A 21,548-nucleotide genomic window follows, 5' to 3' on the forward strand; every position below is an offset into this window, starting at 1 on the left:
TAATATAGGGGCTATACTGCTTTAATAATGTTGAACCTGTCGCTCAATACGCCGCACCTTGACCCGGTCATGGTCATGTGTGACCCCGATCAGCTAGAGGCCTGGCTTCACCACCTGCCCTATGCCCAGCCTTTTGACTGTGCACAGCTGATTCGCGACGCCCTGGCGCAGCTCAACTGTATCAAGCTCCCCCCGGCTACCCGCCTGCAGCTGCTTCGGCTCTACCTGCTGGCGCAAGACAAACTATTGCCCGTACTGGAGGCAGAGGCACGCCCCGGCGACCTCACCAGCTACAGCCGGGCACGCGGTGCTGCCCTGCTTGCCCAGCACTTGTCCATCCTGATTCACAATGGTTTCAAGCGTGTCCTGCTCGACCGCAGCCAGGAACACGGGCTGTTTGCCCTGGACCGGCACAAGCTGGAGGCACTGAACCTCGCCATGCTCAGCGCCCGCCAGCTAGCCTTGCTGTATGCCAGAACCTACACGCCGCTTCCGGCCGGCTTCTGGCACGACTGCCACCAGATCTTTCTTTATGTGTTACAGCAGGGTTGGGACAGCAAAGCGCTCAACGACAAAGAAGACAGCCTGGGTTCCCTGTACCGCCAGCTACTGCTCCTGGGGCTCACCGCCTGCAACCGCATGGAGCCAGCGCTCATCGATTACACCCTGCTGCTGATACGCAAATACGCCAAATGCCTGCACCTGGTACAGATAGATCGTTTACCAGAGCGCCATGGCGCATTTCTGTACCAGCCAGAAGCCGACAGCCCACCGCGCTTTCACAGCGAGCTGCCCGCCAGCCAGATGCCATCGCACTGGTGGGTTATTGATACACAGGCACTACAGCACGAGCTGATGGAAAAACTGCTCAGCCTGCAGCGACTGGCGCAAAGCCATAACGAAGATACCCGGCTGGCCGAGGAAATCCGCCGTGTCTTGCACCTGATGCAAGCTTGGCAGAGCGCCCCGCAGCGCCGCCATGCCCGGCATGACAGCCAGCAACAAGTCGAGCTGGTTACCCTGCTCCCCACCTGCTGGTTTATTGCCAACCAGGCCAGCTGGGACTTCGCCACCCCGGCAGAAGCAGCGTTGCCGCCACTGGCTAACCACACAGATGGCGTAGAAGTGCATGGCTCAGATGAGAGCAATAGCACAGCGGCCAAACACACCAGGCCGCTGCCACCAGCCCCGGCGACGGTCACCATGCATAACCTCAGCGCCTCGGGCATGCTGCTGCGTGGCGAATCGCCGCAACACCCGCTGCGTACCGGCGAGCTAGCCATGCTGCGCCTGCCAGGCAAGCTGTGGCACCTGGCGGTGATCCGCTGGGTAAACCTGCGCGGCGAGGGCATGGAGGCCGAATGCGGGCTGGAGCAGCTCGGCCCGATACCGGACGCAGTGATGCTGATGCCGGTGATTACCCACCCCAACGACCACTTCCAGATGGCGCTGCACTTGCCTGCCCTGCCGCGCAGTGGCCGCGCTGCCATGCTGGTGATACCCGGGCGTCAATACCAGAAGCTACGCGAGTTCCGCATGCTGACCGCCCAGGGCGAGCAACTGATTCGCACCACTACGCTGGACTCGCAAACCGCCTATTACCAGTTTGTCGAATACCGCCCCAGCAGCGACTTCTGACGCAGCGCACCATCCGCACGGAATGCGTTACACTGGCACTCCGTTTTTTGTCGAACAGGAAGCAGTGCGGATGCAATCGGTGATTCATACAGCCACGCGTATCGTGGTGAAAGTGGGCTCCAGCCTGGTAACCAACGACGGCAAAGGCCTGGACCACGCCGCACTGGCGCGCTGGGCCGCCGAGATCGCCGAGCTGCGCCGCCGTGGCAAACAGGTGGTGCTGGTTTCCAGTGGCGCCATTGCCGAAGGCTGCCAGCGTCTGGGCTGGGCCAAGCGCCCGAAAGCGGTACACGAGCTGCAAGCTGCGGCCGCCGTAGGCCAGATGGGCTTGTGCCAGGCCTATGAAAGCGCGTTTCGCGAGTACGGCCTGCAAACGGCGCAGGTACTGCTGACCCACGAAGACCTGTCCGACCGCCTGCGTTACCTCAACGCCCGCACCACGCTATCCACGCTACTAACGCTGGGCGTGGTGCCCATCATCAACGAAAACGACACCGTGGTGACCAGCGAGATCCGCTTTGGCGATAACGACACGCTGGGCGCGCTGGTGACCAACCTGATCGAAGCCGACGCGCTGGTCATCCTCACCGACCAGCGCGGCCTGTACAGCGCCGACCCGCGCAAACACCCCGACGCCGAGTTCATCCACGACGCCGAAGCCGGCAACCCGGCGCTGGAAGCCATGGCCGGCGGCGCCGGCTCCAGCGTGGGCACCGGCGGCATGTACACCAAGATCATCGCTGCCAAGCGCGCCGCGCGCAGCGGTGCCGCCACCGTGATTGCCAGCGGCCGCGAAGCCAGCGTGCTGTCGCGCCTGGCCGACGGTGAAGGCATCGGCACCCAGCTGAATGCGCCCACCACCCGCCTGGCCGCGCGCAAGCAATGGCTGGCCGACCACCTGCAGCTGTCCGGCAAGCTGGTGCTGGACGCCGGCGCCGCGCTGGCGGTACGCGAAAAAGGCACCAGCCTGCTGCCGATCGGCGTTATCGCAGTAGAGGGCAGCTTCCTGCGCGGCGACGCCGTAGCCTGCGTGGACGAGCAGGGCCAGGAAGTGGCACGCGGGCTGGTGAACTACAGCTCGGAAGAAGCCCGCCTGATCATGCGCAAGGCCACCCGCGATATCGAAGGCGTGCTGGGCTATCTGGTAGAGCCAGAGCTGGTCCACCGTGACAATATGGTGACGCTGTAAGCGCCAGGGGGCAGCCGTTGCGGCCAACCTTGATGCCGTCCCCCTCGCGGGGGGCGGCATTTTTCATAGCCGTCTCTACAGGCTGTCCACGTCCTGCAAATAGGCCTCGGCCTGCGCCAACAACGCCTGGCGGGCACCCTCGTCCATCTTGCGCCAGCTGGCGTACGGCATCGCCAGCCGGGGGTTGGCCGCAAGCTTGGCCTCGTGCCGCGCCAGAAAGTGCCAGTACAGGCTGTTGAACGGGCAGGCACCGGGGCCGGTTTTCTGCTTTACCACGTAGCGGCACTGCGCACAGTGGTCGCCCATGCGTGCCAGGTACGCACCGCCCGACACGTACGGTTTGCTGGCCATGAAGCCGCCGTCCGCCCACTGGCTCATGCCACGCGTATTGGGCTGCTCCACCCACTCGAAGGCATCGATGTAGATGCCCAGGTACCAGGCGTCTACCTCGTCCGGATGGCAACCCAGCAGCAGCGCGATATTGCCGGTGACCATCAGGCGCTGGATATGGTGGGCGTAAGCGTGCTGCAGGCTACCCTGCACTGCCTGCGCCACGCAGGCCATGCCGGTATCGCCGTCCCAGAACCAACGCGGCAGCGGCCGCTGATGCTGCAGCGCATTAACGCTACCGAAATCCGGTCGTGCCCAATACACGCCGCGTACGTATTCACGCCAGCCCAGAATCTGGCGGATAAAACCCTCTACGCTAGAGAGCGGCAGCGTCGGGTCGCTACGCCAGGCGGCTTCCGCGGCGTGTACCACCTCGTGCGGTGACAGCATTTTGGTATTCAGCACAAAGCTCAGCCCGCTGTGAAACAGCCAGGCCTCGCCGTGCACCAGCGCGTCCTGGTAGCGGCCAAAATGGCGCAGCCGCTGCTGGAGGAAATCGGCCAGCCAGGCGCGCGCCTCGCGCCGTGTCAGCGGCCACGGCAAGGCGTCTGGCCGGGGGGCACCTAGCGTCTGCACGCCGGCATCGACCATCTCTTGCCACAACGCGCTCAGGTCATGGGCGGCAAACGGCCACGGTGCCAGCGCCACCTCGCCGCGGTAAGGCTCGCGGTTGGCCGCATCGTAGTTCCACTGCCCGCCCTCCGGCTTGCCGGCGGCGTCCAGCAGCACGCTGTGCTGCTGGCGCATGCGCCTGTAGAAGGTTTCCATGCGCCAGCCCTTGCTGCCGAACAGCCGCGCCGCCTCGTCACGGGTGGTGTAGAAATGCTCGCTGTCTACCTGCGTCAGCGGCAGGCCAAGCTGTTGCGGCAGCGCGGCCAGCAGCGCATCGACACGGCGCTCGTCGGCCAGCTGGCAGGCCAGGCTGGTGGCGCCATACTGCGCGGCCAACCACGCCAGGTTGGCGGCAAAATCGTGGCGGTTGGCCGCATCGCCAATGTGCAGGTAGTGCACACTGTGGCCAGCCGCCTGCAGCGCCTCGGCAAAGCGGCGCATGGCGGCAAACACGGCCAGCACCTTCTGCGCGTGGTGACGCACGTAGTCGGTTTCGCTGCGCGTTTCCATCAGCACGTACACCACGTCGTCGCGGCGTTCGCGGTACCAGCTGTGGGCAGCGTTGAGCTGGTCGCCCAGAATCAGGCGCAGTTGCATGGCAGGCTCCAAAACAAACGGCCCGCCTGCGTGGCGAGCCGTGTGGTAACGAATAAAGGGGCTTACACCGCTTCGTCGTCTTCCTTGCGCTGGCGGCGCTGGTCGCGCGTGCTTTCGGCTACGCGCACAATCACGTAAGCCACCATGGCGCACAGGAAGAACAGCAACATCACCCAGGAAATCTGCGACAGCGTGTCGATCACGGTGCGGTAGATTTCGATCGTCCAGCGCGGGCCGGTCAGCTCGATGGTCTGCTCGCGGCCGGTTTGCAGGTATTTCTGGATTTCATAGGTGCTGACACCACCGGACACGCCCACCACCACGATGGCAAAGCTCATGTACTTGCGCCAGGCGTCGGCCAGCTCAGGCCCGATGATGCTTTTGAGGATTTTCAGCACGGCGTCGCTGAAAAAGCGCGCCACCAGTACCGAGGTCAGCAGCGCAACGGCCAGCGTGACAACGAGCAAGGCGTAAAACATGGTTTCTCCCTTTTGGTATGCCTATGGTTGGCTTGGCTGCATTCTACGCCGTAGCAGGCCCGGCCAGCAAAACGGCGAAGCGGCGCAGCAAGCTGGCCGCCTCTGGCGTGGGGCAAACCTGCTGTGCCAGCTGTGGTGGCTGCAGGCCGGCTTTTTCCAGCGCGGGTGCGGCTAGCTGGATAAAGTGGCGGGTGGAGTCGGCGTCGAATTCCGGGTGGAATTGCAGGCCCCAGCTATTGCCCAGGCGGAACGCGTGGTGCGGCTCCATCTCGTTACTGGCCAGCAGCGTGGCCCCCGGCGGCAGGCGCAGCACCGTTTGCCAATGGAAAGCGTTGGCCGCAAAGCGTGGCGGCAAGCCGCCCAGCAACGGGTCGGCAGCGGCGTGCTCGTGGCGCTGGATCTCTACCGAGCCGACCTCCGGCCCTTGCGGGTGGTAGCCCACCTCGCCGCCCAGCGCGTGCGCCAGCAGCTGGTGGCCAAAGCAGATGCCCAACAGCGGCAGCTGCGCGGCGTGGGCTTGGCGTAGCCAGGCGGCGGTCGCCTCGCTCCACGGCAGCCGGTCGCTCACCATCGCCAGCGAGCCGGTAATCACGGCACCGGCCACCTGGTCTACCGGCGGCAGCGTCTCGCCCGCCGCCACCCATACCACGCGCCAGCTACCGGGCTGCTCGCCCATTTCGCGCACGATCCAGTCTTCGAAACGGCCACGGTGGTCACGTACCGGGGTGCCCGGCTCGCCGGTCTTGATGATGAGTTTCTGCTTCATGCTTACTCTTTTACCGGCAGACCAAAGTGCGTGTACGCCAGCGCGGTGGCCATACGGCCACGCGGGGTACGCTGCAAATAGCCCTGCTGGATCAGATAGGGTTCGATCACGTCTTCGATGGTGTCAGTGGATTCGCCAATCGCCGCGCCCACGTTGTCCAGGCCTACCGGCCCGCCACCGAATTTGTCCAGTATGGCCTGAAGCAATTTGCGGTCCATCACGTCCAGCCCGGCCGGGTCCACGTCCAGCATCGCCAGCGCGGCGTCGGCCACCTCGGCGCTCACGACACCGTTAGCGCGCACCTCGGCGTAATCGCGCACGCGGCGCAGCAGGCGGTTGGCGATACGCGGTGTACCGCGGCTGCGGCGGGCGACTTCGAACGCCCCGTCGTCGGCCAGCTCTACATTCAGCAAGCCGGCCGAGCGGCTGACGATGCGCGTCAGTTCCTCGGCGTTGTAAAACTCCAGCCGCGCCACGATGCCGAAACGGTCGCGCAGCGGGTTGGTCAGCATGCCGGCGCGGGTGGTGGCGCCGATCAGCGTGAACGGCGGCAGGTCGATTTTTACCGAGCGCGCGGCCGGGCCTTCGCCGATCATGATGTCGATCTGGTAATCCTCCAGCGCCGGGTAGAGGATTTCTTCCACCACCGGGCTCAGGCGGTGGATCTCGTCGATGAACAGCACGTCGTGCGGTTCCAGATTGGTCAGCAGCGCCGCCAGGTCGCCCGCGCGCTCCAGCACCGGGCCGCTGGTCTGGCGCAGGTTCACGCCCATCTCGCGCGCCACGATGTGCGCCAGCGTGGTCTTGCCCAGGCCCGGCGGGCCGAACAGCAGCACGTGGTCTAGCGCCTCGCCACGCTTTTTGGCGGCTTCGATGAAGATTTCCAGCTGCTCGCGCGCCTTTTTCTGGCCCACGTACTCGTCCAGCATCTTGGGGCGCAGCGCGCGCTCCAGCGCCTCTTCCTGCTCGGAAGCGCGTTGCGGGGTAACAATGCGGCGCTCGGGTGCGCCGCCGATCAGGTTATCGGTCTGGATCATGACGAAATCGCTAACAGGCAATGGGCTGATGTTACCACTGCAGGCCGGCTGCTGCGGCCAAGGTTGGCCGCAGAGCGGCGCCGGTGGCGGCCGGCGCCTAGCGCCCGCCCTTGCGCCCCGGCTTCAGCCGGATGGACACACCACCACGGCCGCTGCTTGCCTTGTGTACCTCGAACCAGCCGGACTTCACCACCAGGTCGGATAGCTTGGCAAAGCCGTAGTTACGCGGGTCGAAGTCCGGCATCCACTGCCCCAGCAGGCTGCCCACGCCGCCCAGGTCGGCCCAGCCTTCGTCGTCGTCCATGCTTTCAATGCCCTTCTGGAACTGCGCACGCAGCTTTTTATCCAGCGGGCGCAGTACGCGGCTGGCCTGCGCGGCCTTGCCACTGCTGGCGGCCTCCTCCTTGCCGCCGGCGTCGTCTGCTTTACCCGCCTCGTCGGCCAGCGCCAGCACTTCCACGTACACGAACTTGCTGCAGGCGTTGACGAAGGCGGCCGGGGTTTTCTCCTCGCCAAAGCCCCACACCTCCAACCCGTCTTCGCGCAGGCGGGTGGCCAGGCGGGAAAAATCGCTGTCGCTGGAGATCAGGCAAAAGCTCTGGTAGCGGCCGGAGTGCAGCATGTCCATGGCGTCGATCACCAGCGTGATGTCGGACGCGTTCTTGCCCTTGGTGTTGGGAAACTGCTGGATGGGGTGGATGGCAAAGCGCGCGCACAAGTCGCGCCAGGCTTTGTCGTGGCGGCTGAAGTCGCCGTACACGCGCTTGAGCGCCAGCACGCCCAGCTTGCCGGCTTCTTCCAGCACGTCTTCTATCCAGGCGGGCGACACATTGTCGGCGTCGATCAGCACAGCTACGTTGGGCATGGGGTGTCCTTGCAGATAATCGTTGAATGTTCAGCGGCCGCCGGCCACGTCCAGCAGGTGGCCGGTGGTAAACGAGGCCTCGTCGGACAGCAGCCACAGGATGGCGGCCGCCACTTCTTCGGGTTGGCCGCCACGCTGCATCGGGATGCCAGCCTTGACGCGGTCCACGCGGCCCGGCTCGCCGCCGTCGGCGTGCATGTCGGTGTAGATAAAGCCAGGGCGCACGCCGTTGACGCGTATGCCTTCGGCGGCGACTTCCTTGGCCAGGCCCAGCGTCAGCGTGTCCAGCGCGCCCTTGCTGGCGGCGTAATCGACGTACTCGCCGGGCGAGCCCAGCCGCGCCGCCGCCGATGACACATTGATGATGGCGCCGCCCTGCCCGCCCAGGCGGGTAGACAGCCGGCGTACCGCCTCGCGGCAGCACAGCAGCGGCCCCAGCACATTAGTGGCCAGTATGCGCTGCCAGCGCGCTACGTCCATGTCGACCAACGGCATTTGCGGCGCCAGCACGCCGGCGTTGTTCACCAGCGCCGACAAGGGCCCCAACGCGGCCTCGGTGTCGACAAACAGGCGCAGCACGTCGGCCTCGTTGGCCACGTCGCCAGCCAGTGCCACTGCGCGGCCGCCGTCGGCGCGGATGGCGTCCACCACCGCCTGCGCGGCATCACGCTGGCGGTGGTAGTTGACCGCCACCGCCCAGCCACGGCGTGCGGCCAACTTGGCAGTAGCCGCGCCAATGCCACGGCTGGCACCGGTAATCAGCAGCACTTTCTGCATGACAAGCCCTAGCCTTTCATCAGGTTCTTCAGCGCCAAGCGCACGCCGTCGCTGACAGTCACGTCCAGCGGCAGGCCCTTGGTGGCGGCGGCGGCTTCCTTGTCGTTGTAACCCAGCGCCAGCAGGGCGTTGACGATATCGCTCTTGTCGTCCGGCGTGGCAGCAAACGGCAGGCCACCGGGTACGGTGAGCGTGCTGCCGCTGGCCAGCTTGCCGCGCAGCTCCAGCACCAGGCGCTCGGCGGTTTTCTTGCCGATGCCGGGCACGCTGGACAGGCGCTTCAGGTCCTCGCTGGCCACGGCCACCGCCAGCTCGTCGGTGCTCATGCCGGACAGAATCGCCAGCGCGATCTTGGCGCCGATGCCGCTGACCTTGATCAGCTGGCGGAAGGTTTCGCGCTCGTCACGGCTGGCAAAGCCGTACAGCAGGTGCGCGTCTTCGCGCACCACCAGATGGGTGAACAGCGTGGTTTTCTGGCCCAGCGCCGGCAGCTGGTAGAAGGTAGTCATGGTGACATCGACGTCGTAACCAACGCCGTTGACGTCCACGGTGATTTGCGGCGGCAGTTTTTCGATAAGCGTACCGCTGAGTCGTCCGATCATGGGCTGTCTTTCACAAAGTTGGCCGCAGCCACAGGCTGGCAGCCAGCAACAAAGGGTAGAGGTTGGCCGCCATGATAGTGGGAATGATGGCGGCGCGCAGTTGCCGTTGCTGCAAGGCACGCCAGGCGCGCAGGTACAGCGGCAGCAGGCACAGCTGCCACGGCTGCCCGGCGGCCAGCGGCAAAGCCAGCGCCAGCACCGCCAGCAGCAGGTAGCCGCGCACCGCAGCCGGGTGACCCAGGCGCACCACCCAGTGGCGCTTGCCGGCCAGCGCGTCGGCGTCGCGGTCGGGAAACTGGTTGGCAAACAGCAGCAAGGCAGCGGCCACGCCGTAACCGGCGGCCAGCCACGGCAGCCCGGCCGGCGCTGGTGCCTGCAATACCTGCAGCACGCCCAGCGGCAGCAGGGCAAAACACAGCGCCACCGTCAGCTCGCCCAGACCACGGCTGTTCAGCCGCAACGGCGGGGCGGAATAGCCCCAGCCCAGCACCACACCGATCAGGCCGGTATAGAACAAACCCGCGCCGGCTTGCCACACCAGCCACAAACCGCCCGCGCTCACCAGCGCAAACAAACCACCTGCCAGCCACGCCATCTGCCGCCGGCTCAGCACGCCGGCCTGGATAAAACGGCTACCGCCGGTAAACGGGTATTCGCGCTGCAGGTTGGCCGCATCGCTGCCGTTGTCGTGGTCGGCCACGTCGTTGATCACGTTCACCGCCGCGTGGCACAGCAAAGCCAGCAACAGCGCCAGCAGCGCCTGCGGCCAACCCTGCACTAGCGCCTGCGGGCCCGCCAGCACCATGCCCAGCAACACGCCGCCCAGCGTCAGCGTCAGGAAAGCCGGGCGCGTGGCCAACAGCCAGCGCGCCGGGTGCGCCAGCAGCGCGGACAGGTCGGTTTCAGTGGCATGAGGTGTAGACAGGTGCATGGCGGGGCCTCGGACGATTCATCCTTTCAGCATACGGCAAGGGCGCTGCCAGCGTCAGCACGGGCGTCAAACCAGGCGCCAGCCGCCGTGGGCGCCCGCCACGCCGGCCAGCACCGCCGCCAGGCTCAAGCCCAGCAGCGCCACGTGCAGCCACTGCACCCGTGCCATGGTGCCCGCCGGGTCGCGCTGCGCACGCTGCTTCAGCCAGCGGTGGACAATAAACGGCTCCAGCACGAACAGCATCAGGAAGAACGGCAGCCAGGCGGCGATCATCAGGTGCAGCCAGCCGGTATCGCGCAGCCGCGCCCAGCTATCGGTGCTGTGCAGCATCCAGCCGGCACTGGCCAGCGCCAGCAACACCCAGAAGCGCGCCTGCGCGACGAAGCGGTGCTCCACATCCTCGAACATGGCGTATTGCTGGTCAGCAGGAAAACGGCGGCGGATGGCCGGGATCAACACCGTGGTGACAAAGCCGACACCGCCCACCCACATCACGATGGCAAGGACGTGCAGCGCACGGGCAATGGCGTAGTCGTTCCACATGGCAGGCTCCGGTCAACAAGAAAGGTTGGCCGCAGTATGCCGCCAGCGCGCCGCGCCGGCCTTGGCCTGGCTCAAGCCCAGGGCAACTACACCAGCCGCCCGCCGCGCACTTTGTAGCCCAGCTTGGCCAATTTGCCGACCGCGCCGCCGCTATGGTTGGCGTGGGTCAGCGCTACCGCCAGCGCGTCGGCGGCGTCGGCCTGCGGCGTGCCGGACAGGTTGAGCATGGTCACCACCATGAACTGCACCTGCTCCTTGGGCGCCTTGCCCTGCCCCACCACCGATTGCTTCACCTGCAGCGCGGTGTACTCGGCCACCGGCAGGTCCTTGATCACCAGCGCCGTCATGCAGGCGCCGCGTGCCTGGCCCAGCATCAGCGTGGCGGCGGGGTTGACGTTGACGAACACCTGCTCCAGCGCGGCCTCGGTGGGCTGGTAGGTGTCGATGACCTGATGGATGCCGTTCACCAGCACCTTCACCCGCTCGGCGAGGCTGGCGCCCTGCGGTGTGCGGATGGCGCCGGACGCCACGTAATGGCGCTGGTTGCCGACGATGTCGATGACCCCGAAGCCGCAGATGCGGCTGCCGGGGTCGATGCCCAGAATGCGGCGCTTCACGGCTGCGCCCAGCGGCGGGCGATGGCGTCGGCCTCGGCCAGCCGTTCCGGCGTGCCCACGTCCAGCCACAAACCGAGGTGCGCCTGGCCGCTGACCTGCTGCTGTGCCATCGCCGCGCGCAGCAGCGGTGCCAGCTTGGCCGGCTGGCCGGCCGGGGTATGCGCAAACAGCGCCGGGTGATACAGGCCGATGCCGGAAAAGGTCAGCCCCTCGCCATCGGCCGCACTGGCGCTGACGCCACCCTCCGGCAGCAGGCCGAAATCGCCGGCCGGGTTGTGCGGCGGGTTATTCACCAGCAGCAGGTGCGCCAGACGGTGGCTGCCGTCCAGCGCGGCCAAGGTTGGCCGCAAGGTGGCGAAATCCACGTCGGTGAGCACGTCGCCATTCACCACCACAAACGGCGCGCTACCCAGCAAGGGCAAGGCAGTGGCAATGCCGCCGGCGGTTTCCAGCGCCGTGCTTTCTGCCGAGTAGGCCAGGCGCACGCCGTAGCGGCTGCCGTCACCCAGCGCTGCCTCGATCTGGCTACCCAGCCAGGCGTGGTTGATGACGATATCGGTAAAGCCGGCAGCGGCCAGGCGGCGGATATGCCACACGATCAGCGGCTGGCCGCCCACGTCCAGCAGCGGCTTGGGGGTGTGGTCGGTCAGCGGGCGCATGCGTTCGCCGCGCCCGGCGGCCAGGATCATCGCGCGCATGGCTTACTGGTCCGACGCGATGCGGGTGTGGCTGAACACCGACTGGATGCTGTCGTCGTTGTCTTCTTCGTCCAGCCCCACCAGATCGGCCAGCAGCTGGAACAACGGCAGCAGCTCGCCGTAGCGGCGGGTGGCTTTCTTGAGGTAGCGCAGGATGCGCGGAATCTCGGCCAGGTACTGCGTCTTGCCGTCGCGGTGCGCCAGGCGGGCAAACAGGCCGACAATCTTGAGGTGGCGCTGGATGCCGGCCCACTCGAAGTCGCGGTAGAAGTCGTCGATCTGCGCCGGTACCGGCAGGCCGGCGGCGCGGGCTTTTTCCCAGTAACGCACCACGACGTCCAGCACGAATTCTTCGTCCCAGCCGATGTAGGCGTCGCGCAGCAGCGACACCAGGTCGTAGGCGATAGGGCCATATACCGCGTCCTGGAAGTCCAGCACTGCCGGCTGGCCAGGGGTAAGCATCAGGTTGCGCACGGTGAAGTCGCGGTGCATGAACACCTTGGCCTGGGCGTCGATAGCGGGCAGCAGCACGTTGATGCCGGCGTCCCACAACTTGCGCTGGGCAAAAGTCAGCGGCTTGCCCAGCTCTTTGCTGGCGTACCACTCCGGCAGCAGGTTGACTTCGCGCAGCTGGAAGGCGCGGTCGAATTCGGGCAACACGCCCGGCTGGCTGAGCTTCTGGATGGCGACCAGGGTGTCTACCGCCTCCAGCAGCAGGTGCTTGTGCACCAGTGTGCGTTCATCGTGCTGCAGCGCGGCCAGATAGGTGATCTTGCCCATGTCCTGCAGCAGCATAAAGCCTTGCGCGGCATCGCGGGCATAAATGGCCGGCACGTTGGCCGCAGGGGCAAACAGCTCGCGCACGCTGACGAAGCTGTCGGTGTTCTTGTGCTCGGGCGGGGCATCCATCACGATGCGGGTGCTGCCGTCGGCCAGTGTGGCGCGGAAGTATCGGCGGAAATCGGCGTCGGCTGCGGCAAACTCTACCGCCAGCTCCTGGCCGGGAAACTGCGTGGCCAGCCACGCCTTCAGGGCTTCTAATCGCTGCATAGTCGCGTATACCAGTAAATTGGGTACAATGCAGCGATTGTAACCGCTTTGCCCGGCCCCAACACGCGCCGGGCCGACACTGCCCGATGCCGCCACGCTTCCGCCTATCGCCGCTCGCTGCGGCCATGTTCCCGCTGTTCCTGTGCACGCCGGCACTCGCCGATGCCTTGCCCGCCGGGGTTTTGCACGTCGAGGCCGACCGCATCGACGGCCAGATGGAGGTTCAGCTCAAAGCCGAAGGCAATGTCCGCGCCGAGCGTGATGGGCAGCAGTTCGAAGCAGACTGGCTGGAATACTACGTCGACAAGCAATACGTCCGGGCCGGCCAGCGTGCCACCATGCGCCAGACAGGCAGTACGGTAGAAGGCGATAACCTGGAAAGCTACCTGGATACCCAGACCGGCAGCGCCAGCAACGCCGACTTTGCCTTCCAGGAAAACGGCCGCGCCCTGCGCGGCAAGGCCGATACCCTGCGCATGCAGGGCAAGGGGCTGTACCAGCTGCAAGGCACACGCGCCAATACCTGCGAGCCGAACGACGATTCCTGGTACCTGAAAGCCAGCACCATCGACCTGGATTACGGTCGCAACGTGGGCGTGGCGCGCAACGCCCGTATCGAATTCCAGGGCGTACCCATCATGTACACGCCGTGGATCGACTTCCCGCTGGACGGCGGGCGCAAGAGCGGCCTGCTGTTCCCCACGGTGAAAACCGGTAGCGACGGCCTGCAGCTGGCCGTGCCCTACTACTGGAACATCGCGCCCAATATGGACGCCACCCTTACGCCTACCTATATGGCCCAGCGCGGCCTGATGCTGGGGGTGGAAGGGCGTTACCTGCAGCCGGACTATAGCGGCAAAATCACCACCGAACAGCTGGAAGACAGCAAGGCGAACAAACAGCGCTCGCTGTGGCAGCTAAGCCATACCCAGCGTTTTGGCAGCCAGATCAGTGCCGGCCTGAACGGCACCCGGGTATCGGATAGCGATTACTTCAAGGATTTTGGCGATCGCAACAGCGCTGCGGCCAACGTAAACCTGGTGCGCGAAGCCTGGCTGTCCTACAACCCTGGCTGGGCCAGCGTTACGGTGAAAGCCCAGCGCTACCAGACCCTGCAGGACAGTACCGGCAGTGTGGACGAGCCTTATGCCCGCTTGCCGCAGATCGTCGCCACCAGCAACCAGCAGCTGGGCGATTTCCGCCTGGCGCTGGAAAGCGAAGTCACCCGCTTTGATCACCGCACCAAGCTGGAAGGCTGGCGCACGGTAGCCTACCCCAGCGTAAGCTGGGCACTGGAACAGCCATGGGGGTTTTTCCGCCCCAAGATTGGCCTGCACCATACCCGTTACCAGCTCGATAGCTATAAAGGCCAGGCGGGCTACACCCTGGACCGCACCCTGCCGATTACCAGCCTGGACAGCGGCCTGGTATTCGAGCGCGACAGCACCCTGCAAGACCGGGCGGTTAGCCAGACGCTGGAACCGCGGTTGTACTACGTCAACATCCCCAGTACCGAACAAAGCAACCTGCCCAACTTCGATACCTCGGAAAACGACTTCAACTTTGCCCAGCTGTTCAGCGAAAACCGGTTTTCCGGCTACGACCGTATCAATGCGGCCAACCAGATTACCGCCGCCTTGACCAGCCGCCTACTGGATAACGATAGCGGGCTGGAACGACTGCGTGTGGCCGTAGGTCAACGCTTCTATCTGGATAAAAGTGATACCACACTGGCCGGCAATACCACCCAGCGCAGCGAAGGCGGCTCCGACCTGTTGCTGACCCTGGGCGGCGACCTGAGCCGCGCCTTGCGCCTGGATGCCAGCTACCAGTACAACCAGACACTGGATAAAACCGAGCGTTACAATGCCCAGCTGCGCTACAACCCGGCGCCGGGTAAAGCCATCAGCGTGCGCTACCGCTATGGCCGCGACGAAATCGTGGGCACCAGCAGCCAGCGCGATGTATTGCGCCAGCTGGATATCGCCGGGCAGTGGCCGATTGCACGCCAGTGGTACGCCGTCGCGCGCCAGAATTACTCGCTGCGCGACAAAAAGGCACTGGAGCAGCTAGCCGGCATCGAATATCAGCACGGCTGCTGGAGCACACGCCTGGTGGCACAGCGCTACGTGACCGACCTGACCAAGACCAAGAACGCTTTCTTCCTGCAGCTGGAGCTCAAAGACCTCAGCAGCATAGGGAATAACCCACTGGAAACGCTGCGCCTGGCCATCCCGGGCTACAGCAAAATCAACGAGACTGCAGACAAATAATGAAAAAGCTTTTTCTTGCCGCCTTTGCCTCTGCTTGCCTGGCCACCCCGGCGCTGGCCATCTCCACCGTAGACCGCATCGTTGCCGTGGTGAACAACAGCGTCATTACCCAGTCCGAGCTGTCGCAACGGGTACAAAACGCCCAGGCCAACCTGCAACGCCAGAACATCGAAGCGCCGGCCGCCGAGGTGCTGTCGCGCCAGGTGCTGGACATGATGATCAACGAACAGCTGCAACTGCAGTACGCCAACAATAACGGCCTGCGTATCGGCGAGCTGGAGCTGGACCAGGCACTGCAAAGCATTGCCCAGCAAAACAAGACCGACCTGGCCGGCCTGCGTGCCCTGCTGGAAAAAGACGGTAGCAGCATTGCCAAGCTGCGCGAGCAGCTGCGCAGCGACCTGCTGCTGGAGCGCATCAAGGAACGTGAAGTCAACAGCCGTGTGAACGTCACCGACCAGGAAGTCGCCCAGGTACAGCAAACCACCACCGGCCTGAACCGTATCGAATACCGCCTGGCGGCCATTCAGGTCAATATCCCGGAGCGTGCCACCCCGGCCCAGGTAGAAGAACGCCGCCAGAAACTGATCAAGGCAGAGGCAGAGATCAAAGCCGGTAAATCGTTTGCCCAGGTAGCGGCGGCTTACTCCGAAGCCAGCAACGCCCTGCAAGGTGGCGATCTGGGCTGGCGTAATGCCAGTGCCCTGCCGCAAGATTTCATCCAGCTGCTGGATACCCTGCCGGTAGGCGGCGTCACCGAGCTGGTGCGTGCCAGCGGCAGCCTGTACCTGTTCAAGCTGGTAGACAAGCGCGACACCAGCGGCCCGCAATACGTGAAACAGCACAAGGTGCGCCACATCCTGGTGAAAACCAACGAAGCCACCTCCGACACCGATGCCTACGCCCGCATCCTGCAGGTGCAAGACCGCATCAAGCGCGGTGCCAAGTTCGAAGACATGGCGCGCCAGTTTTCCGAAGACGGCTCTGCCTCGCTGGGCGGTGACCTGGGCTGGGTAAACGAAGGCGATACCGTACCGGACTTCGAGCGTACCTTCCGCCAGCTGCAGGCCAAACAAGTCAGCGAACCGGTAAAAACCCCGTTCGGCTGGCACCTGATCCTGCTGGAGGATGTGCGTAGCCAGGATGTGTCTACCGACCGGGAAAAACTGGTCGTCAAACAGCAGATTCGCCAGCGCAAGATCGAACAAAGCTACATCGACTGGCTGGAACAACTGCGCGCCAGTGCCTTTATCGAAGACCGCCTGGTAGAAAAATAAGCCGGGCTACGCCCCCCATGCCAAGCCGATCCCTGCATCGGCTTTTTTTACGGAAGCCGCCATGCCCTCTTCCCGCCCCGTATTGGCCATTACCGCCGGCGAGCCTGCCGGCATCGGCCCCGACCTGGTCCTGCGCCTGCCCGAGCTGGGGCTACCGGCCCGTCTGGTGGTGATTGCCGACAAACACCTGCTGGCCAGCCGCGCCGCCCAGCTGGGTTTGCCGACAGCGCTACACGATTACCATCCCGGACAAGCCGCCCCGGCAGACGCGCTAGAGGTGTGGCACGTACCGTTGGCCGCAGCCACCGAGGCAGGGCAGCTGGATGCGGCCAACGGCCGCTATGTACTGGCTACGCTGGATGTGGCGATAGACGGCTGCCAGAGCGGCGAATTTGCCGCCATGGTGACGGCGCCGGTACACAAGGGGGTGATCAACGATGCCGGTATCGCCTTTAGCGGCCATACCGAATACCTGGCGGAGCGCACCGGCACGCCCAAGGTGGTGATGATGCTGGCCGGGGCCGGCATGCGCGTGGCGCTGGCCACCACCCACCTGCCGCTGCGTGCCGTGGCCGATGCCATTACCCGCGACAGCCTGCGCGAGGTCATCACCATCCTGCACGCCGACCTGGTGGCCAAATTCGGCATCGCGGCACCGCGCATCCTGGTGGCCGGGCTGAACCCGCACGCCGGTGAGGGCGGCCATATGGGGCACGAGGAAATCGACGTGATCGAGCCAGTGCTGCGCGAGCTGCGCGCCCAGGGCATGCAGCTTGTCGGCCCGCTGCCGGCCGACACCCTGTTCAACCCCGACAAGCTGGCCAGTGCCGATGCCGTGCTGGCCATGTACCACGACCAGGGCCTGCCGGTGCTCAAGCACGCCAGCTTCGGTGCCGGTATCAACATTACGCTGGGCCTGCCCATCATCCGCACCTCGGTAGACCACGGTACCGCGCTGGATCTGGCCGGTAGCGGCCGCGCCGACCCCGGCAGCCTGTTTGAAGCCTGCCAGCTCGCCTGCCAGCTGGCGCAGCACCATCACTAACAGAATCTGTGGTGGCATTGGCCTGCGGCAAAACACTCGCCCCGGCACGATGCCACCCCATAGCCCGCCATCGCGGCATAATGCACCGGTTTTTGTAGCCACTGCGCTACATTGATGCGGGTAGGTGGCGATTTATCGTATCCAAACTACATTCTCCCTATAACCCTGACGTTAGCGGCATTTTTCGCGGCGCAACATTTCGGCTACTATTTCGGGAATTATCCAAAACTTGCCGAAGTTCAGGGACATATGAGCAACACCACCCAGCAGCGTGTACGGGAAATACCGTACAACTACACCTCGTATTCGGATCGCGAGATCATCATCCGCCTTTTGGGCGCACCCATGTGGCAACTGCTTGAAGAACTGCGGGCAGAGCGGAAAACAGGCCGCTCTGCCCGTATGCTTTTCGAGGTACTGGGTGATATCTGGGTGGTAGACCGCAACCCCTACCTGGTAGACGACCTGCTGGATAACCCGCAGCGCCTCTCCGCGCTGGTGGGTGCCCTGCGCCACCGCCTGGGCGAAGTGGAAAAACGCCGCGATGGCAACGACAAGGTTGGCCGCATGATTACCGCCGCCTACGCCGCGGTAGACAGTTTCGAGCAACAGTTTGGCGAAACGCGCGAGCTGCGCGCCGCCATCCTCAAGCGCCTGGGCAAGATCACCCGCCGCGACAATATCCTGTTTGACGGCCTGGCCCGCGTGTCGCACGTGACCGACGCCACCGACTGGCGCGTGGAATACCCGTTTGTGGTGCTGTGCCCGGATACCGAAGCCGAGATCGCCCCGCTGGTAAAAGCCTGTATCGAGCTCAAGCTCACCATCATCCCGCGGGGTGGTGGTACCGGCTACACCGGTGGCGCAGTGCCGCTGGACCGCCGCAGTGCCGTGATCAACACCGAAAAAATGGACCGCCACCTGGGCGTGGAATTCGTCGAGCTGCCCGGCCTGGACGGCAAGCGTGCCACCATCCAGTGCGGTGCCGGTGTGGTCACCGCCCGCGTAGCCGAAGCTGCCGGCGCGGCCGGCCTGGTATTTGCCGTGGACCCGACCTCGGCAGAGGCGTCCTGTATCGGCGGCAACATCGCCATGAACGCCGGCGGTAAAAAAGCCGTGCTGTGGGGCACCACGCTGGACAACCTGGCCAGCTGGAAGATGGTCGACCCGAACGGCAACTGGATGTTCGTGGAGCGCATCGGCCACAACTACGGCAAGATCCACGACGTGGACACCGCCACCTTCCGCGTGACCCGCCTGCAGGACGACGGCAAGACCGTGATCAGCAGCGAAGAGCTGGTAATCCCTGGCAGCGCCTTCCGCAAGGTGGGCCTGGGCAAGGACGTCACCGACAAATTCCTGGCCGGCCTGCCCGGCGTGCAGAAGGAAGGCACCGACGGCATCATCACCAGCGCGCGCTTCGTGCTGCACCGCATGCCGGCGCACATCCGCACTGTCTGTCTGGAGTTCTTCGGCACCGTAGCCGAAGCCACCCCGGCGATTGTGGAGATCACCGACTACTTCAAGCCCAATGGCGCAGGCCTGGCCGCCGGCGTACAGCTGGCCGGCCTGGAGCACCTGGACTGGCGCTACGTGCGCGCCGTGGGCTACGCCACCAAGGCCAAGGGCCGTGGCCGCCCGAAAATGGTGCTGATCGCCGACATCGTGTCGGATAACGAAAACGCCGTGGCCGAGGCCGCCAGCCAGGTGGTGCGCTACGCCAACGCCCGCCACGGTGAAGGCTTCATTGCCGTCACCCCAGAAGCGCGCAAGACCTTCTGGCTGGACCGCAGCCGCACCGCCGCCATCGCCCGCCACACCAACGCCTTCAAGATCAACGAAGACGTGGTGATTCCGCTGGACCGCCTGGGCGACTACAGCGACGGTATCGAGCGCATCAACATCGAGCTGTCCGTGGCCAGCAAGATCAAGCTGCTGGACCAGCTGGCCGAGTTCTTCCACGGCCGCCTGCCGGTAGATACCGAAGGCGGCACGCTGTCGGCCGACGAGCTGATCGGTGACCGCCGCGAAAGCGCGCTGGAGCTGATTGGTGCCGTGCGTACCCGCTGGCAGTGGCTGCTGGACAACCTGGACACGCCGCTGGCCGAGTACACCCAGGGTTGGCCGCAAGCCCCGCTGGAAGACACTGCGGCCAACCCTGCCGCCAGCGTGTTCATCGCCATGCGCGACTTCAAGCTGCGCGTGAGCTGGAAGCGCGAGCTGCAAGGCGAGCTGCTGGCGCTGTTTGCCGGCAAGGCCGACAGCACCATTACCGAAGCCATCGGCCTGATCCAGCAAAAAGTGCTGCGCGGCCGTGCTTTCGTGGCGTTGCACATGCACGCCGGCGACGGTAACGTACACACCAACCTGCCGGTAAACTCCGACGACTACGAGATGCTGCAAACCGCGCACCGTGCGGTAGAGCGCATCATGAAACTGGCGCGCAGCCTGAACGGCGTGATCTCCGGCGAACACGGTATCGGCATCACCAAACTGGAATTCCTCACCGAAGAAGAAATCCAGCCCTTCCGCGACTACAAGGCGCGCGTGGACCCGAACGGCCACTTCAACAAGGGCAAGCTGCTGCCGGGTGCCGACCTCAGCATGGCCTACACGCCATCGTTCTCGCTGCTGGGTGCCGAATCGCTGATTCTGGAGCAATCCGACCTGGGCGCCATCAGCGACTCGGTGAAAGACTGCCTGCGCTGCGGCAAGTGCAAACCGGTGTGCTCCACCCACGTGCCGCGCGCCAACCTGCTGTACAGCCCGCGTAACAAAATCCTGGGCGTGGGCCTGCTCACCGAAGCCTTCCTGTACGAAGAACAAACCCGTCGTGGCGTCAGCCTCAAGCACTTTGAAGAGCTGTCCGACGTGGCCGACCACTGCACCGTGTGCCACCGCTGCGTGAAGCCGTGCCCGGTGAAGATCGACTTCGGCGACGTGTCGGTCGCCATGCGTAACTTCCTGCGCAAGACCGGCAACAAGAAGTTCAACCCCGGTACCGCGCTGGGCATGGCCTTCCTTACCGCCAAAGACCCAGCCACCATCAAAGGCATCCGCGCCGGCCTGGTGGGCGGCGCCTACAAGCTGCAACGCCTGGGCAACAGCCTCGGCAAGAAGCTGGGCCTCACCGGCAGCCAGACCGCGCAGCCGCCGGCCACCATCGGCAAACCCGAGGTGAAGGCGCAAGTCATCCACTTCATCAACAAGCCAATGCCGGGCGGCCTGCCGAAGAAAACCGCGCGCGCGCTGCTGGATGTGGAAGACGCCAACGTGATTCCGGTGATCCGCAACCCGAAGGTGAGCGAAGACGCCGAAGCGGTGTTCTACTTCCCCGGCTGCGGCTCGGAACGCCTGTTCAGCCAGGTGGGTCTGGCGACCCAGGCCATGCTGTGGCACGTGGGCACCCAGACCGTGCTGCCGCCGGGCTACCTGTGCTGCGGCTACCCGCAGACCAGCGCCGGCTACAAGGACAAGGGCGACGAGATCACCACCGAGAACCGCGTGCTGTTCCACCGCATGGCCAACACGCTGAACTACCTGGACATCAAGACCGTGGTCGTCAGCTGCGGCACCTGCTACGACCAGCTGGCCAACTACCGCTTCGAGGAGATTTTCCCCGGCTGCCGCATCATCGACATCCACGAATACCTGATGGAAAAAGGCCTGAAGCTGGACGGCATCGGCGGTCAGAAGTATATGTACCACGACCCTTGCCACACCCCGATGAAGGCCTACCAGCCGATCAAGGTAGTCAACGAGCTGATGGGCGGCGGTGTGGTGCAGAACGACCGTTGCTGCGGCGAATCCGGCACCTTTGCCGCCAGCCGCCCCGACATTGCCACCCAGGTGCGCTTCCGCAAGGAAGAGGAAATCAACAAAGACCTGGCCAAGGTCGGCGCCAGCGACAAGCCGGTGAAAATCCTCACCTCCTGCCCGTCCTGCCTGCAGGGTCTGAGCCGCTACAGCGACGACACCGGCACCCAGGCCGACTACATCGTGGTGGAGATGGCCAAGCACATCCTGGGCGACAACTGGATGAAAGAGTACGTGGACAACGCCCGTAACGGTGGCGTGGAGCGCGTGCTGCTGTAACAGCCACGTTGGCCGCAAAGCGGCGTGCCGGTGCTTTTCAGGCCGGCACGCCGCTTTTTTGCTATGC

18 protein-coding genes are annotated in these 21,548 nt (G+C 64.8%); 6 read left to right on the forward strand and 12 right to left on the reverse strand.

Features of this window, described 5'->3' with window-relative positions; genetic code table 11:
- Window positions 1-75: 75 nt before the first annotated feature.
- On the forward strand, window positions 76-1,638 hold the full coding sequence (locus tag LCH97_RS10895) for a PilZ domain-containing protein (RefSeq protein ID WP_227301703.1): 1,563 nt from the start codon (window positions 76-78) through the stop codon (window positions 1,636-1,638).
- A 70-nt stretch (window positions 1,639-1,708) separates the two neighbouring features.
- A complete protein-coding gene (proB, locus tag LCH97_RS10900; protein WP_227301704.1) occupies window positions 1,709-2,827 on the forward strand; it encodes a glutamate 5-kinase in 1,119 nt (372 codons plus the stop codon).
- A 75-nt stretch (window positions 2,828-2,902) separates the two neighbouring features.
- On the opposite strand, the gene LCH97_RS10905 is transcribed toward proB, so the two are convergent.
- The 12 genes from LCH97_RS10905 to amgK form a co-directional block, all read right to left on the reverse strand.
- A complete protein-coding gene (locus LCH97_RS10905; RefSeq protein WP_227301705.1) occupies window positions 2,903-4,426 on the reverse strand; it encodes a cryptochrome/photolyase family protein in 1,524 nt (507 codons plus the stop codon).
- A gap of 62 nt (window positions 4,427-4,488) precedes the next feature.
- On the reverse strand, window positions 4,489-4,905 hold the full coding sequence (locus LCH97_RS10910; RefSeq protein WP_017507404.1) for a hypothetical protein: 417 nt from the start codon (window positions 4,903-4,905) through the stop codon (window positions 4,489-4,491).
- 43 nt (window positions 4,906-4,948) lie between these two features.
- Window positions 4,949-5,671 carry a glutamine amidotransferase gene (locus LCH97_RS10915; RefSeq protein ID WP_227301706.1) on the reverse strand — a complete coding sequence of 241 codons (723 nt, stop codon included), beginning with the start codon at window positions 5,669-5,671 and terminating at the stop codon, window positions 4,949-4,951.
- A gap of 2 nt (window positions 5,672-5,673) precedes the next feature.
- Window positions 5,674-6,708: a Holliday junction branch migration DNA helicase RuvB gene (gene ruvB / locus LCH97_RS10920; RefSeq protein ID WP_017507406.1), complete on the reverse strand. Its 1,035-nt coding sequence runs from the start codon at window positions 6,706-6,708 to the stop codon at window positions 5,674-5,676.
- 97 nt (window positions 6,709-6,805) lie between these two features.
- On the reverse strand, window positions 6,806-7,573 hold the full coding sequence (locus LCH97_RS10925; RefSeq protein ID WP_227301707.1) for an NYN domain-containing protein: 768 nt from the start codon (window positions 7,571-7,573) through the stop codon (window positions 6,806-6,808).
- Window positions 7,574-7,603: 30 nt separating this feature from the next.
- Window positions 7,604-8,350 carry an SDR family oxidoreductase gene (locus LCH97_RS10930; protein ID WP_227301708.1) on the reverse strand — a complete coding sequence of 249 codons (747 nt, stop codon included), beginning with the start codon at window positions 8,348-8,350 and terminating at the stop codon, window positions 7,604-7,606.
- Between the two features lie 8 nt (window positions 8,351-8,358).
- Window positions 8,359-8,952, reverse strand: a complete 594-nt coding sequence (ruvA, locus tag LCH97_RS10935; protein ID WP_227301709.1) for a Holliday junction branch migration protein RuvA — start codon at window positions 8,950-8,952, stop codon at window positions 8,359-8,361.
- A gap of 10 nt (window positions 8,953-8,962) precedes the next feature.
- Window positions 8,963-9,883 carry a prenyltransferase gene (locus LCH97_RS10940; protein WP_227301710.1) on the reverse strand — a complete coding sequence of 307 codons (921 nt, stop codon included), beginning with the start codon at window positions 9,881-9,883 and terminating at the stop codon, window positions 8,963-8,965.
- A gap of 66 nt (window positions 9,884-9,949) precedes the next feature.
- On the reverse strand, window positions 9,950-10,426 hold the full coding sequence (locus tag LCH97_RS10945; RefSeq protein WP_227301711.1) for a hypothetical protein: 477 nt from the start codon (window positions 10,424-10,426) through the stop codon (window positions 9,950-9,952).
- 86 nt (window positions 10,427-10,512) lie between these two features.
- Window positions 10,513-11,043 carry a crossover junction endodeoxyribonuclease RuvC gene (ruvC, locus tag LCH97_RS10950; RefSeq protein WP_017507413.1) on the reverse strand — a complete coding sequence of 177 codons (531 nt, stop codon included), beginning with the start codon at window positions 11,041-11,043 and terminating at the stop codon, window positions 10,513-10,515.
- Window positions 11,040-11,741, reverse strand: a complete 702-nt coding sequence (gene murU / locus LCH97_RS10955) for an N-acetylmuramate alpha-1-phosphate uridylyltransferase MurU (protein ID WP_227301712.1) — start codon at window positions 11,739-11,741, stop codon at window positions 11,040-11,042. The genes ruvC and murU overlap by 4 nt, the downstream gene beginning before the upstream one ends.
- A gap of 3 nt (window positions 11,742-11,744) precedes the next feature.
- The gene (gene amgK, locus LCH97_RS10960; RefSeq protein ID WP_227301713.1) at window positions 11,745-12,791 is read right to left on the reverse strand and encodes an N-acetylmuramate/N-acetylglucosamine kinase AmgK; all 1,047 of its coding nucleotides are present in this window, start codon (window positions 12,789-12,791) and stop codon (window positions 11,745-11,747) included.
- Window positions 12,792-12,877: 86 nt separating this feature from the next.
- Between amgK and LCH97_RS10965 the strand changes: the two genes are divergently transcribed.
- The 4 genes from LCH97_RS10965 (at window position 12,878) to LCH97_RS10980 (ending at window position 21,481) form a co-directional block, all read left to right on the forward strand.
- Window positions 12,878-15,064: an LPS-assembly protein LptD gene (locus tag LCH97_RS10965; protein ID WP_227301714.1), complete on the forward strand. Its 2,187-nt coding sequence runs from the start codon at window positions 12,878-12,880 to the stop codon at window positions 15,062-15,064.
- On the forward strand, window positions 15,064-16,341 hold the full coding sequence (locus tag LCH97_RS10970; protein WP_227301715.1) for a peptidylprolyl isomerase: 1,278 nt from the start codon (window positions 15,064-15,066) through the stop codon (window positions 16,339-16,341). The genes LCH97_RS10965 and LCH97_RS10970 overlap by 1 nt, the downstream gene beginning before the upstream one ends.
- Before the next feature lie 61 nt (window positions 16,342-16,402).
- Window positions 16,403-17,386: a 4-hydroxythreonine-4-phosphate dehydrogenase PdxA gene (gene pdxA, locus LCH97_RS10975; protein WP_227301716.1), complete on the forward strand. Its 984-nt coding sequence runs from the start codon at window positions 16,403-16,405 to the stop codon at window positions 17,384-17,386.
- Window positions 17,387-17,635: 249 nt separating this feature from the next.
- Window positions 17,636-21,481 carry a DUF3683 domain-containing protein gene (locus tag LCH97_RS10980; protein WP_227301717.1) on the forward strand — a complete coding sequence of 1,282 codons (3,846 nt, stop codon included), beginning with the start codon at window positions 17,636-17,638 and terminating at the stop codon, window positions 21,479-21,481.
- The last annotated feature ends 67 nt before the right edge of the window (window positions 21,482-21,548 follow it).

It is taken from the genome of Vogesella sp. XCS3, assembly GCF_020616155.1.
Taxonomy (GTDB): domain Bacteria; phylum Pseudomonadota; class Gammaproteobacteria; order Burkholderiales; family Chromobacteriaceae; genus Vogesella.